The organism is Bradyrhizobium yuanmingense, from assembly GCF_900094575.1.
In the GTDB taxonomy this organism is placed as follows: domain Bacteria; phylum Pseudomonadota; class Alphaproteobacteria; order Rhizobiales; family Xanthobacteraceae; genus Bradyrhizobium; species Bradyrhizobium yuanmingense.
Genome location: NZ_FMAE01000001.1, coordinates 852695 through 867261, shown reverse-complemented (window position 1 = coordinate 867261; position 14567 = coordinate 852695). Strand labels below are relative to the sequence as shown.

9 protein-coding genes are annotated in these 14567 nt (G+C 63.7%); all 9 read left to right on the top strand.

Annotated features, from left to right (window positions below):
* The first annotated feature begins 3 nt into the window (after positions 1-3).
* Positions 4-954: an ABC transporter permease gene (locus tag GA0061099_RS03970; RefSeq protein ID WP_036028549.1), complete on the top strand. Its 951-nt coding sequence runs from the start codon at positions 4-6 to the stop codon at positions 952-954.
* A gap of 4 nt (positions 955-958) precedes the next feature.
* Positions 959-1834, top strand: a complete 876-nt coding sequence (locus GA0061099_RS03965; protein ID WP_074447543.1) for an ABC transporter permease — start codon at positions 959-961, stop codon at positions 1832-1834.
* Between the two features lie 52 nt (positions 1835-1886).
* Entirely contained in the window at positions 1887-3215 is a 1329-nt protein-coding gene (locus GA0061099_RS03960) for an NAD(P)/FAD-dependent oxidoreductase (RefSeq protein WP_036013132.1), read from the top strand.
* A gap of 7 nt (positions 3216-3222) precedes the next feature.
* Complete coding sequence (locus GA0061099_RS03955) at positions 3223-4149, top strand: 2-hydroxyacid dehydrogenase (protein WP_036028548.1); 927 nt, start codon at positions 3223-3225, stop codon at positions 4147-4149.
* Between the two features lie 9 nt (positions 4150-4158).
* Positions 4159-6027, top strand: coding sequence for an ABC transporter ATP-binding protein (locus tag GA0061099_RS03950; protein ID WP_085972359.1), 1869 nt, complete (start codon positions 4159-4161; stop codon positions 6025-6027).
* A gap of 442 nt (positions 6028-6469) precedes the next feature.
* On the top strand, positions 6470-6985 hold the full coding sequence (locus GA0061099_RS03945; RefSeq protein ID WP_036028547.1) for a hypothetical protein: 516 nt from the start codon (positions 6470-6472) through the stop codon (positions 6983-6985).
* A gap of 293 nt (positions 6986-7278) precedes the next feature.
* Positions 7279-10608, top strand: coding sequence for an adenylate/guanylate cyclase domain-containing protein (locus tag GA0061099_RS03940; RefSeq protein WP_036028545.1), 3330 nt, complete (start codon positions 7279-7281; stop codon positions 10606-10608).
* A 316-nt stretch (positions 10609-10924) separates the two neighbouring features.
* Complete coding sequence (locus GA0061099_RS03935; protein ID WP_244429374.1) at positions 10925-12205, top strand: HlyD family secretion protein; 1281 nt, start codon at positions 10925-10927, stop codon at positions 12203-12205.
* 12 nt (positions 12206-12217) lie between these two features.
* A complete protein-coding gene (locus GA0061099_RS03930) occupies positions 12218-14410 on the top strand; it encodes a glycosyltransferase (RefSeq protein WP_036028542.1) in 2193 nt (730 codons plus the stop codon).
* Positions 14411-14567: the final 157 nt, after the last annotated feature.

Genomic DNA, 14567 nt, shown 5'->3' with positions numbered 1-14567 from the left:
GAGATGGCCCGCTACGTCGTCAATCGCCTGGCGCAGGCGATCATGCTGCTCGTGATCGTCTCGGGGATCGGCTTCGCCATCCTGCATCTGGCGCCCGGCGGGCCGCTGTCGCAGTTTGCCGTCTCAAGCCAGATGACGCAGGAGGATCTCGACCGCGTCACCAGGCAGCTCGGCCTCGATCGTCCGCTGCCGGTCCAATATCTCGACTGGTTCGGCCGCATGGTGCGGGGTGATTGGGGCAAGTCGTATCGCGACGGCGAGGCGGTGCTGTCGGTGATCTCCTCGCATCTCGGCGCCACGCTGGAGCTGATGGCGACGGCGACCATCATCGCGGTGCTGCTCGGCTGCTGGATCGGCATCCTTGGCGCGCTACGCCGCTACTCGCTGTTCGATACGCTCGCCACCGTCGGTGCCATGATCGCGCTGTCGATCCCGACCTTCTGGTTCGGCCTCGTCACCATCTACGTCTTCTCGGTCAAGCTCGGCTGGCTGCCGGCGGGCAACCGGCATACCATTGGCGACGGCTCCTTCCTCGACCTGCTGCATCATCTGATCGCGCCGGCCATGGTGCTGGCGCTGGTCGAGACCGCGATGTGGGGCCGTTTCATGCGCTCCTCGATGCTCGAGGTCATCAACCAGGACTACATCCGCACTGCACGCGCCAAGGGCATGCCGGAATGGCGCATTCTCACGGTGCACGCGCTTCGCAACGCGCTGCTGCCGATGATCACGGTCGCCGGCCTGCAGTTTCCGACGCTGCTGGGCGGTGCGCTGGTGGCGGAGACCGTGTTCACCTGGCCGGGCATGGGCCGCCTGTTCCTGGATTCGATTGGTTACCGCGACTATCCCGTGGTGATGGGCATCCTGATGTTCTCGGCGACGATGGTGCTGATCGGCTCGCTGCTGGCAGACATCCTCTATGCCGTCGTCGATCCGCGCATCCGGGTGGGCTGAAGCGATGGCGACCGCAGCCTTCTCCACCGTTCAGCTCGCGCCCGGCCAGGCCGCGTGGCGGCGCTTTCGCCGGCATCGGTTGGCGCTCGCGGGCGCCTTGATCATCCTCGTGCTCGTGCTCGGTTCGACGTTCGGCCCCTACCTGCTGCCGTTCGACGACACCTACATCGACATCATGAAGCGGTTCGCGCCGCCGCTCTCCGGCGCGCATATTCTCGGCACCGACGAGCTCGGCCGCGACGTGCTGGCACGGTTGATGATGGGCGGGCGGGTCTCGCTCTCGATCGGCATCGTCGCGATGGTGATCGCGATGGCGGTCGGCATTGTCGTCGGCGCCTTTGCCGGGTTCTATGGCGGCGCGGTCGGCGCGGTGTTGATGCGGCTCGTCGACGCCGTGCTGTGCTTTCCGACCATCTTCCTGCTGCTGGCCCTCGCAGCGCTGACCGAGCCCGGTCTCGTCACCACCACCATATTGATCGCCGCCACGGCCTGGATGGCGGTGGCCCGCGTGGTCGAAGCCCAGGTGCGTTCGCTGCGCGAGCGTGAGTTTGCGGTCGCCGCGCTCGCGTTCGGCTCCTCGAACCTGCGCATCATGTTCCGCGAGCTCGTGCCCAACGCGATCGCGCCGATCGTCGTTGCCGCGACGCTCAACGTCGCCAAGGCGATCCTGCTCGAATCCTATGTCAGCTATCTCGGCTACGGCATCCAGCCGCCGGCGGCGAGCTGGGGCAACATGCTCAACAATGCGCAGATCTATCTCACCAGCGCGCCCTGGCTCGCGATCGCGCCGGGCGTCGCCATCACGCTCGCGGTGACCAGCTTCAACTTTCTCGGTGACGGCCTGCGCGATGCGCTCGATCCGCGAATGAACATCCCGTGACGCGCAAGACCTCTGACGCGCAAGAACTCGAACTGAACTCCAGGAGTGCCCCATGTCCCCGCCGCTCAACCGCATCAACAGCGACGAACGCCTGCCGGCGCAGGTAGATGTCGTCGTCATCGGCGGCGGCGTCATCGGCGTCTCGGCCGCCTATCATCTGGCGAAGAAGGGGCACTCCGTCGCGCTGGTCGAGAAGGGCCATGTCGGCGGCGAGCAGTCGAGCCGCAATTGGGGCTGGTGCCGCCAGCAAGGCCGCGCACGCGAGGAGATCCCGCTCGCGCGCGAGGCGCTGCTTCTGTGGGAGGACATGCAGAACGATGCCGGCGTCGATGCCGGCTTCCGGCGAACCGGGGTGTTGTTCCTGACCAAGAGCAAGGACGAACTCGCCAGCTGGGAGCGCTGGGCCGCGGTCGCGCGCGAGATGCAGGTTCACTCCACCGTGCTGACGCCGGCCGAGGTCGCCGAGCGCATGCCCGGCAACGCCGACACATGGGTCGGCGGCCTGCACACGCCGAGCGATGGCCGCGCCGAGCCGTCGATGGCCGTCCCTGCGCTCGCCACCGCCGCACGCAAGCACGGCGTCACCATCCACCAGGGCTGCGCCGCGCGCGGGCTGGAGACGACGGGCGGGAGGGTCAGCGCCGTCGTCACCGAGAAGGGCACCATCCGCACGCAATCCGTGCTGCTGGCGGGCGGCGCGTGGTCGTCGCTGTTCTGCCGCCGCCACGGCATCGAGCTGCCGATCGGACTCGTCAACGCCACCGCGTGCCGGACCACGCCGGGACCGGAGATCACCTCCGGCGCGCTCGGCACCGATTTCTACTGCATCCGCCGCCGCCTCGACGGCGGCTTCACGCTGGCGCTGCGCAACCGCGGCACGGTCGAGCTGTCGCCGGACCTGTTCCGTTACGCGCGCACGTTCTGGCCGACCTATCAGCATCGCAAGAACGGATTGAAGCTTTCGTTCGGCAAATCGTTCTTCGATCAGCTCATGCGCGGCACCAGCTGGAGTTTCGACAAGCCATCGCCGTTCGAGGCCGAGCGCGTGCGCGATCCCGCGCCCGACATGTCGCTGGTCAATGCGGCGCTGGCGGCGCTGATCAAGTCGAATCCGGAATTGAAGGACATCGAGATCGCCGAAGCCTGGGGCGGCACCATCGACTGCACGCCCGATACGATACCGGTGATCTCACCGGTCGATGCGCTGCCGGGTTTCTTCCTCGCGACCGGCTTCTCCGGCCACGGTTTCGGCATCGGTCCCGCCGCCGGCAAGCTCGCCGCCGACCTCGTGACCGGCGCGACGCCGCTTGTCGATCCGGCCGCCTACAGCCACAAGCGCATGATCGACGGCCGCCGGCTCGCGCCGGTCAGCCCGTTCTGAGGCCGGCATGACGGTTCTCTACAAGGCCAATATGGTGCGCGGCGCCGAGTGGGCGCTCTTCTTCGCGGAGCGCGCGCCTGATGTGCCGTTCCGGCTCTGGCCCGACATCGGCGATCCGGCCGCGGTGCGCTATCTCGTGGCCTGGGTGCCGCCGGATGACATCACGACGACCTTTCCCAATCTCGAGCTGGTCTTCTCGGTGGGCGCGGGCGTCGATCAGTTCGACACCACGACAGTCCCGGCGCACATCCCGCTGGTCCGCATGCTGGAGCCCGGCATTGCCGAGACCATGGTCGAATACGTCACCATGGCCGTGCTTGCCCTGCATCGCGATCTCCTCGATTTCATCAGCCAGCAGAGGCAGCAGGTCTGGCGCGAGATCCGGATCACGCCGGCCAGGCGCCGGCACGTCGGCGTGATGGGGCTCGGCCAGCTCGGCCAGGCCGTGCTGGAACGGCTCAAGACGTTCGGCTTTCCGCTTCTTGGGTGGAATCGTTCGCCGCGCGAGATCGAAGGCGTCACCTGCTATGCGGGGGCCGATGCCTTGCCAGAATTTCTGGCGCAGGCCGACATTCTCGTCTGCCTGCTGCCGCTGACGGATCAAACGCGCGGCATTCTCAATGCCGAGCTGTTCGCGCGCCTGCCGCGCGGGGCAGGGCTCGTCAATGTCGGACGCGGCCCGCATCTCGTCGAGGCCGATCTCCTCGCAGCCCTGGACAGCGGCGCGCTATCAGGTGCGGTGCTCGACGTCACCGATCCCGAGCCGCTGCCGGTAGGCCACCCGTTCTGGAGCCATCCGCGTATCCTGCTGACGCCGCACAACGCCAGCATGACCACGCCCGATACGGCCGTCGATTTCGTGCTCGACGTCATCGCGCGTCACCGCCGCGGCGAGGAGCTGCCGGGGCTGGTCGATCGCAGGCGGGGCTATTAGGGCAATCGCATGAGCATCGACAGAAGAAGATCTGATCAGGCCGTTGCCGAAGCACAGTCCTCCGTGCTTTCGGTCTCCGGCCTCACCACCTCCTTCATGCTCGAGCGGCAATGGATTCCCGTCGTTCGCAAGGTCTCGTTCGACATCGCAGCCCGCGAAACCGTCGCGATCGTCGGCGAGTCCGGCTCGGGCAAGAGCGTCACCGCGCTGTCGATCATGCGGCTCATTCCGAGCGAGATCGGCCGGGTCGAGGGCCGCGTCATGCTGGCGGGGCGCGATCTGCTCGCGCTGCCCGAGGCTGATATGAAGGATATCCGCGGCAATGACGTCGCCATGATCTTCCAGGAGCCGATGACGAGCCTCAATCCGGTGCTCACCATCGGCTTCCAGATCGCGGAGGCGCTGATCCAGCATCGCGGCCTGTCGCGCGCGGCGGCGGAGGCGGAGACCGTCCGCCTGCTCGATCGCGTCCGCATCCCTGCGGCGGCGTCGCGCTTCCACGAGCACCCGCATCGCTTCTCCGGCGGCATGCGCCAGCGCGTGATGATCGCGATGGCGCTGGCCTGCAAGCCGAAGCTTCTGATCGCGGACGAGCCGACCACCGCGCTCGACGTCACCATCCAGGCCCAGATCCTGGAACTGCTCAAAGAACTTCAGCAGGAGGAGGGCATGTCGATCCTCTTCATCACCCACGACATGGGCGTGGTCGCCGAGATCGCGGACCGCACCGTGGTGATGTATGGCGGGCAGGCGGTGGAGACGGACGCCACCGCGCGCATTTTTGCCGCGCCTGCGGATCCCTATACGCGCGCGCTGCTCGCGGCGGTGCCGCGGCTCGGCTCGATGGACGGGCGGATGCGGCCGATGCGGTTTCCGATCGTCGACAAGGTGACGGGCACGTCGGACGAACCGGCCGAGACGCCCGATACCGTCTCGCCCGCCGAGCGGCCTCTGCTGGAAGTCTCAAACCTCACGACGCGCTTTCCGATCCGCTCGGGCCTGTTCGGCAAGGTCTCGGGCCGCGTCCATGCGGTCGAGAACGTCTCCTTCACCTTGCGCGCCGGCGAGACGCTGGCGCTGGTCGGCGAATCCGGCTGCGGCAAGTCGACCACCGGCCGCTCCATCCTGAAGCTGACGCAGCCGGACAGCGGCACCGTCCTGATCGACGGCCAGGATGTGCTGGCCATGAACGGCCGGGCTTTGCGCGATGTCCGCAAGCACATGCAGATCGTGTTTCAGGATCCGTTCGCGAGCCTCAATCCGCGCATGTCGGTGGGAACGGCGATCGCTGCGCCTTTGCTTGCCAACGGACTGGCAACGGCGTCGCAGGCGCGCGACAAGGTCGCCGACCTGCTCGTCCGCGTCGGCCTCTCCGCTGACATGGCCGCGCGCTTCCCGCACGAATTCTCCGGCGGCCAGCGGCAGCGCATCTGCATCGCGCGCGCGCTCGCACTCGGCCCGAAACTGATCGTCGCGGACGAAGCCGTCTCCGCGCTCGACGTCTCGGTCAAGGCGCAGGTCGTGAACCTGATGCTCGACCTCCAGGCCAGCATGGGCCTCGCCTATCTCTTTATTTCCCACGACATCGCCGTGGTCGAGCGCATGAGCCACCGCGTCGCCGTGATGTTTCTCGGCGAGATCGTCGAGATCGGCCCGCGCGCGTCGGTGTTCGGCAACCCCCAGCACCCCTACACCAAAAAGCTGATGGCCGCCGTGCCGGTGCCCGATCCGTCACGCCGCGGCACGCCGCGTCCAACCTCCAACGACGAGATCAGAAGCCCGGTCCGCGCGCCGGATTATCAGCCCCCCGTGCGGCGTTATCGCGAAGTGTCGCCCGGTCACGTCGTGCAGATGTGGGGCGAGGAATGGTCGGCCTGAGGCTGCGAGCTTCACGAAACCAAGCGCGTATCTTTGATTTCGGCCAGACGCGGGCAGCGTGCTGACCAACCGCGCGTTGCAGATCCAGCATGTTCGCCGTCCATTATCGCGAAATGAGATGCGTCCTTCGGAAATTGTGACCGAATAGAGCGACAGGGAGGACCGTGTGTGAACCGCTTCATACGCGCTCGCTCTCTTTCTGAATTACCACTCTCGCAACGAAAATTGCCGCACCCGGATCATTTGAAACACGGGTGAGATGCAATGCCTGCGCAGCCACATGCTCGCAGCTTTGGATTGGTTCCGTCTCGCTCACGAGCAAAGCCAGTCCCATCACTCAGCAAAGATTCTTCAGAAATTGGAATGAAAGGGCATCGCGCAACTCACGCAGCTTCTGTTCGGGGTCGGCCGGTAGGCTGCTACTTACTCAGAAGGAGCTCCTATGAAGATAAGCAGCGCAATTTCCAACGCCTTCTCCGCAACAAGGCGGGTCGGCAATCTTCGGATCCCCCGTTCCAGTCTGATCAAATCGGCTCATCTTCTTGAAAGAATCGGGCTGGCCGCCGTTGGTGCATCTGGCGGCCTCTATGTTGGGGCGGCCCTGTTACGTCAGAAAGCCGGACTATTCGAAAGCGGCTGGATCGTCCTGATAACAATGCTCTACGGAGCTGTCGGCTATTACGTCGGAATTGATATGGCTGGCCATGGCGCACAGAGGTCGACATCGAGCATCTCGGAAGAATGGAACGGTTCCGAGCCGGTCGAGATTATGAGTGCGGCTGGCACGTTCGGTGCGGCAATCGCTGCGACTCTGTCCGTCAGCATTCTTGTCCTTGATCAAAATCTGCCGAACGGCCTGATCGGCTTTGTTGCCGGCTGCTGGGTGGTCGGTTCTTCGCTTCAGGTTGCGGCGGGCACGATGGCTCGCAACTATGAAGCGCCTATCGGCGAGCAATGAAGGAGCTGCGGTCGCGAAAAATATCCGCTTGGCACAAGCCTCAGTTTCTGGTTCGGAACGACTGCGACGAGACTCATCGCAACCTCTGCCGTCCAATGCTGCGTGCCGACGATGTTTAGGTGCGAAGCCGTTCGCCTCGCGCAGCTCACTGGTTCAATGCGATATCGGGATTGAGAAGCCTAGGTGGTCGCGCAACAAACATGACGTGCCATAATGGTAACGTTGGTATATTGTCCCCGCGCGCCGTGGTCCAAAATTTCTGCTAACCGCTAACCACACGATCGGTGGAGCCAATGCAGATTGCGGAGTGGCTCGAGAAGCTGGGGCTTGCGCAATACGCGGAGCGCTTTGCCCAAAATGGGATCGACATAGGCGTCCTTCCCGAACTGATGGAAGAGGACTTCGATAAGCTCGGAGTCCTGCTCGGCCATCGCCGCAAGATGCTGCGTGCTATCGCTGACCTCGATCCGGCAGCGTTGATCGCATCTCCCGCTCCTCCTCAGGACGCCGAGCGGCGTCATCTCACGGTCATGTTTTGCGATCTGGTCGGCTCGACTGCGCTCTCGGCGCGTCTCGATCCCGAGGATATGTGGGAGGTGATCCGGGCCTATCGCGCTGCCTGCGCGAGCGTGATTGCTGCTTATGATGGCAGGATAGCCAGATTCGTCGGCGATGGAATACTCGTCTATTTCGGCTATCCGCGCGCCCACGAAGATGATGCCGAGCGCGCGGTGCGCGCCGGCCTCGACATGATCTCCGCGATACGCCAGCTCAAGACAGGGACCGACGAACGAGCTGAACTGCGGATCGCAATTGCGACCGGACTTGTGGTGGTCGGCGACCTCATCAGCGGAGATGCGTCGGAGGAGCACGCAACCATCGGCGACACACCAAACCTCGCCGCCCGGCTCCAGAGTCTGGCGGAGCCGGGGGTCGTCGTCGTTGCTTCATCGACGCGCCGGCTGCTTGGCGATCTGTTCTCCCTGCGCAATCTCGGCCGTCGGGAGGTCAAGGGAATGGCAGACCCCATCGCGGTCTGGGCGGTGGAAGGCGCGACTGCATCCGAGAGTCGCTTCGAGGCAGTTCGTGCCGCGCGCTCGATCGGTTTTGTCGGCCGCAAGAACGAGATCGAGTTCATCCTCTCGCGCCAGCGGGAGGCATGGCAGGGGCGGGGCCAGTTCGTATTGATTTCCGGCGAAGCGGGCATCGGCAAGTCCCGTATTGTGGCAACGCTGTCGGAAAGCCCCTCGTTGGGGTTGCACCGTCGCGTGCGATATCAGTGTTCGCCTTACCACACCAATAGTGCGCTTCATCCCTTCGTCGCGCAGCTCGAGCGCGCCGCCGGAATTCGCTCGCACGACACGGCGGATCAAAAACTCGACAAGCTCGAGGCAATGCTCGCAATAGGAACCCAGCAGGTCGCCCGGGCAACACCGCTCATTGCGGCTCTGCTTTCGATTCCCACCGGCGACCATTGCCCGCCCCTCGGCTTGAGCCCGGCGCAGCAGCGGCGGCAGACTTTTGCCGCCCTTCTCGATCAGCTTGAGGGACTGGCGCGAGGCCAGCCGCTGCTGATCATCTGCGAGGATATGCATTGGGCCGACGCCACGACACTTGAACTGTTCGATCTCGCGGTCGATCGGATCAGGGGACTGCCGATACTTGTGCTCTTGACGTCCCGGCCGGAGTTCGAGCCCTCCTGGTCGGGCCTCGCCAACGTCAGTCTGTTGCGGCTCGACCGGCTCGATCGGCAGGACACGCGCGCGCTCGTCGAGCAGATTGTCGTCGGTCGCCAGCTGCCACGCGAGATGATGGAGCAGATCATCGACAAGACCGATGGCATTCCGCTATTCGTCGAGGAATTGACCAAGATGGTGCTGGAGTCCGGGCTGCTCGTTGAGGATGCCGGGCGCTACCGCCTGAATAATCCGCTGCCGCCGCTTGCTATCCCTGCGACGCTGCAGGATTCGCTGATGGCGCGGCTTGATCGGCTCGCTCCGGTCAAGGAGGTGGCCCAGATAGGAGCCGCCATTGGCCGCGACTTCTCGTACGCGCTGCTGAAAACCGTGGCGGGACGCGACGATCTGACGCTGGGCGCGGCGCTGGGACAACTTGAAGAGGCCGAACTGCTGCTGCGTCGTGGGACACCGCCCGAAGCAAATTACAGTTTCAAGCATGCCCTTGTTCAAGAAGCGGCCTACGAGAGCCTGCTCAAGAGCAAACGGCAGGTGCTTCACACACGGATTGGCGATGTCCTGCGCGACAAGTTTCCAATCGTCGCCGAGACCGAGCCGGAAGTTCTCGCGCACCACTTCACCGAGGCGGGGCTGAGCGAGATCGCCCTCGAATGGTGGCGCAAGGCGGGCCAGCAGGCGTTGAAACGCTCGGCCTATTCCGAGGCGATCGCGCATCTCGGCAAGGCCATCGCGATCGCCGATCAATTGCCTGGCGAGCCCCACCGGATGATGAGCAGGCTGCATCTTCAAATCGCATATGGCCGTGCCTTGCGGGGCAGCCTCGGCCACAGCGCTCCGGAAACGGTCGCCGCATGGACGCGCGCGCGACAATTCGCAGCCGGTATCGATGATCCCGTTGAACTTGCGCCGGTCCATTCCGGCCTCTTCAATGCCTGCCTGACCCATGGCGAACTTGCTCCGATGCGGGAGTTGGCGGATGCCATCAGGAGCGCCGCTGAGCGACGGCCGGACTCGCCGGTGGCCGCCGTCGTGGCCCATTGGACTGGGGGCGTGACCTGCTGGTTCGCCGGCGAGTATTTGAACGCGCGTACGCATCTTGAGCGGGCGCTGGCGATCTATCGGGCCGAACCGGATCCCGCGACCTTCAGGGCTTCGGCGCTGGATCTCCCGTTCGTGATCATGCGATTTCTCGCTTTGGTGCTCTGGCCGCTTGGCGACATCGCTCGTGCGCGCAAGCTCGCCGCGGAAGCGGTGGGTACTCCGGGAGAAAAACGGGCGCTGTCCCAGGCCAATGCGCTGGTTCATCGCGCGGTGTTCGACGGAGTATGCGGGGGCATGTTGCAGCAGACAGAGACGATCCTGGCGCTCGGTCTCGCGCGCGACCACACGATGCCGCTGTACGTGGCCGCCGGCACCTACCTGAACGGCCTCGCCAAGTGGCGTGCGGGAGACCGAATGACCGGACTGGCGGACATGCGTCACGGCTGGACCTTCCTGCACGAGAACGATTGCTACCTCTGCGAACCGTTCTGGGGGATGCATGTCGCCCTGGCGATTGCAGATTTAGGCGACGTCGAGACCGGGCTGGAAATCCTGGACGAATTGATCGCCGGGACGGGACAATCCGGCCAGCATTGGCTTGATGCCGAGCTGCATCGTGTCCGCGGTAAACTCTTATCGCGCCATAATCCTTCGGACGAATCCAGTGCCGAAGACGCCCTCAAGCGGGCGCTGGACATCGCACAACATCAGCAGACCAAGACCTTTGAGCTGCGCAGCGCTCTTGAACTTGCACGCCTGTACAAGACAAATGGCCGAGCGCGTACGCTATCCGAAGTGCTTGCGCCCGTGGTCGCTCAATTCGAGGCGGAGCATGGTCTTCCCGAATTCGCGGAAGCGAAAGAGCTGCTTAGGAATGGGCGTTAGCCGCGCCGCCATTCGATCAGTACAAGCGCCGCGCCGACTTCAAGCCAGAATAGGTCGGCATCTTGTTCTCGATTCCCGAGCCGTAGTTCTCCGGTTTTGACACGTCTTAACCTGCTGTGGTGAAAGCTAGATATGCTTCTCGTGGTTGCGAGGGGGAGTCTGCTGCGGCGGCGAATCCTGATTTCGGCAAGCAGCTGTTGTCGGATTGCTCATTGTCTCAAGGCGCAGGCTTCATGCCAACACCTGGGCCATGCGGTGATAGGCTTGCCTTCGCAAGGGCAGGCGGAGCGACCAAAGCCCATTTGGAGATCCAGTCGTGGTTCGCCTGCATGTCGAACGTTTCATTCGCAGCCGGATCGCTCGGCGGTCCCTGGCGCTCGGGATCATCGCTCTCAGCGGATGGGCCCTGTTGCCGTATGTGACCTACCGAGTCGCGCCCTCCGCCTATGTCAATGCCGAGCTCATGCGGGTGACTGCGCCGATGGCGGGTCAGCTCTCGTCAGATCTTCCCCGCAAGGGCGAATATTTCGAGCACACCCGGATGGTGCCGCTGGTCGAGGCGCGTTCGCCGGATCGCCGGCACCTCATGGACCTTGATCAGCAGCTGGCCATGTCCACCAAACGCGCCGAGCTCGCACGCCGGCAACTCGAGGAAATCGCCGAGCTCGATCGCAAGCTCCGCGAGCGAAGCGAGGACTATCGTTCGGGGATGGTAGCGCGCCTGCGCCACGAGATAGGTGAAACGGAAGTTGAAAAAGGCGGCTGTCTCGCTGAGGCGCGGCAGCGGAACGATGTCGCGGGCCGGATGGAGAGGCTCGTGAAGCTCGGCATCAGTTCGCAGATCCGCTCCGGTGAGGCCCAGGCCTCGCAGGAGGCAACCGCAACGCGGTGCCAGATGGCCGATGAACGCCTGCGGCGCCTCAAGACGGAATTGGGGGCGGCCGACAAGGGCATTTATCTTCGTGGCGATGCCAACGACGTGCCCTATTCTCAGCAGCAGCGCGAGCGGCTTGTCCTCCGCCGCCAGGAGCTCGAGACAGACCTGTTGCAGAACAGCTCACGTGCCGCGCAGTTGGCCGCGGAAATTGCAGAGGAACGCACTCGACTTGATCGTCTCGATCACTACGATCTGTCCTTGCCCGCAGCCCATGTGGTCTGGTCGGTCGCGGCCAGCCCGGGCTCGATGGTCACGGAAGGGCAGTCGGTCTTCGATTTCGCAGATTGCAAACGCCGGTTTATCGTCGTTGAACTACCCGAGCGCGATTTCGAGAAGATCAAGGCTGGAGATGCGGCTACCGTCCGTCTGATTGGGAGTCGCGAATGGAAGAGCGGCCAGATCCGGCAGGTCCGCGGATCGGCCGCGTACGGCGATGATCGGCTGCTTGCGGCTCGGGTGCCGCGGCCTGATCCGGGCAACATTACCATTGAGATATCGCTTCCGCCCAATGAGACGTCGGCCGACCGCAACGGCTCCTGCGATATCGGACGATTGGCTGAGGTGCGCTTCGAGCGCAGAGCCGACGGCCTGCTACGATTGGTCAGCTCGAAGTTGAAATGGCTGACCGCTCGCCTGGAACTCGACCAATCGCTCCTGTGAGCGAGATGTTCCATGCAAGCCATGACTCTGCCTCTCTCTCAGCTGTTCGCGCCGATGCTGGGCATCTTTGCTGCGATGTATCTGTTGGCGCCGACCTTTCCGGTCGCGCGCCCTTGGGCGCGTCTTGCGGTCTTTGTTGTGGTTTGGCTTGTGGTGGCCCACTATCTCGAATGGCGTATTTTCACCACAGTGCTGCCGGCAAGCGGGACCTGGTATCAGGTCGGCTGGATCTGGTTCTGTCTGTTCGTCGAGCTTCTGACTTTCACAGATCAGTTCATTCTCTATCTGACGTTCCTTCGCAGGACCGATCGCCGAAGCGAAGCAGATCAGCACGAGCGTCGGCTTCGCAGCCTGCCGGATGATGAGCTGCCCTCGGTCGACGTCTTTATTCCGACCTACGACGAGCCATTCGAGGTGCTGGAAAAGACGATCACCGGCGCGCTGTGCCTGGACTATCCGAACGTCCAGGTGTGGATCTTGGATGATGGTCGCAGGCCTTGGCTCAGGGCACTCTGCACGCAAAAGGGCGCCGGCTATCTCACGCGCGCCGACAATTTGAATGCCAAGGCCGGCAATATCAATCATGCCCTGACCAAGACGAGCGGCGAGTTCTTCGCGATCTTTGATGCGGATTTCGTGCCGCAGCGCAATTTCCTGATGCGCACGATGGGCTTCTTCGCTGATCCAAAGGTCGGAATCGTTCAGATCCCGCACGCCTTCTACAATGAGGACCCGATGCAGGCGAATCTCGGCCTGCACAGGGGACTGCCGGACGAGCAACGGTTCTTCTTCGATTCCATCATGCCCGCGCGCGACGGCTGGGATGGTGCCTTTTGTTGTGGGTCCAACTCCGTCACGCGTCGCGCAGCACTCCGCGCGGTAGGCGATGCCTTGCCGACCCAGTCCATTACGGAAGACATCCTGCTGACGCTCGTCCTGCTGCGCAAGGGATACGTCACCCGCTATCTCTGCGAACCGCTGGCGATTGGACTGGCGCCGGAAAGCCTTGATGCCTTTTTCGTGCAGCGGCAACGCTGGGCGCGTGGCGCGATTCAGACGCTGTACCTCGCCGCCGGTCCGCTCGGCCCCGGACTGGGCTTGATGCATCGGCTCCTCTTCTTTCCGACGCATTGGCTCTCATTGGGCTTGCGGGCGCTCATGGTCGTGGTGGTTCCGATCGTGTTCATGTGGACCGGCTTGGCGCCTGTCGTCGATGTCACCCCCGAATCGGTGTTCTACTACTTGTTCCCCGCGATCCTGGCGCTCAACGGCGGCATCTCCTGGTTCGCGCCGCACGTGCATTTTCCGCTCGCCGCTCAGGTGTCGGCGACGATCCAGAGCTTCAAGATATTGCCGACGGTGCTGGGGACTCTCGTCAAGCCGGCGGGACATGCGTTCAGGGTGACGCCGAAGGGCGCTGCCGCGCGGCGCGCAAGTTACGCTGCGGAGATATTCTGGCCGTCGGCGGTCTTGATGGCGTTGACGGTTGTCGGTGTGGTTCTGAACACGATCCCGGAATGGCGCATCATCGATCATCCGGCCGCTCTACCGATGGTCGCCTTCTGGTCGGTCGTGAACATCGTCGTGCTTTTCTTCGTCTGCATGACCTCGCTGCAGGCGCGGATGGGACGTACCGAGGAGCGTTTCGACATCGACGAAACTATCTTGATCCAGACCGCGACCGGCGAGCAGCTTTCTGGACGCGTGAGCAACATCTCCCTCTCTGGCGCCGGCGTTCTGCTTGGCTCCGGTATTGACTGTCCTCGCGCCGGAGAACCGCTGCGCGTGCACATCATGCAGGTCGGATGGGTCGATGCGGTGATTGCGCAACAAAGGGGCCGGCTCATCGGGGTGCAGTTCAAATTGCCGCAGTCGCTTGAACGAGACCTGCTGATCCGCAAGCTCTTTACCGTCGCCCGTCTGAAGCGGAAAGGTGTCGTCGCGTGCTCGGTGAATAGGGCGATGCTTAAGAACATCTGGTTGATGGCCGCACCGTTGCCCCACATTGTTGCAGGCGGCGCGAAGCCCGCGTCGATCTCGCCGACCGAGCGTCTGCCGGCAGAGAGCATGGTCATTCGGCCTCAACCGCGGACAGACGATTTTGCACTTCTTGCCGGAGCTCGAAGCCTGCATCCGACGAGTTTTACTGAACCTGGCTTTGGCCGAGTGGCCGGCACAGTAATCGAAGCCGTCGCGCCGAGTTGATTGCTGTGTTGTCCTTCTCGCCGGACCAGTCCATGCGCTATCGATCGACGGTCAAGCCGCTCATCGATGCCGTCAATCTCCTTCCGGTGTTCTCCAAAAAATCACAAGCGGAACGAGCAACCATCCTTTAGCCCAAGGCGTTTACGGGGTTGAGGGT